The 440-nt window shown below is 70.2% G+C and carries 1 protein-coding gene; it reads left to right on the top strand.

The window, feature by feature from the left end; translation table 11 throughout:
• Positions 1 to 263 (top strand): hypothetical protein (locus tag AC1U89_RS24800; RefSeq protein ID WP_479902268.1); only part of this gene is annotated, 263 nt, incomplete at its 5' end.
• Positions 264 to 440 lie beyond the last annotated feature (177 nt).

The raw sequence follows: 440 nt of genomic DNA, 5'->3' as shown, positions 1-440 counted from the left end.
GTGCCTCTCCTACCTCCGACGCCACCGCCGAGGCTGACGTCACTAAAAACGATGCCCTGCAGGCAGTGCGTCCGGACGCCGACGCCGGTGATGCCGGGGAACGCGCTGAGGCTGAAGCTCCCCCGGTCGACGACACGTCGACACAATCGATCGCCGGCATTCAGCCGGACTCCACGGCGAAGCCGGGCTCCACGGCGAAGCCGGGCTCGGACGACAACACGTCGACCGCCGCCATCACGGTGGTCGACACCACCTCCCGCTAGACCCGGCGCCGCCTGCCAGTTCAGTCAGGGCGCCTGCCCCCCGACTCGCGCCGGCCGGCGCACGCCTGGCAGGAATCCGACTAGGCGCCCCGCGCCGTCGATGTCCTTCCCAGCGCCGCTGCCACGATTCCCTCAAGCTGTTCCGCTGAGCCGAGATCGTGGGGACGGACCACCTGG

The organism is Caulobacter sp. 05T431, assembly GCF_056665975.1.
Note: the sequence above shows the minus strand (reverse complement) of the source record. Positions and strands in the feature narration are given on the sequence as shown.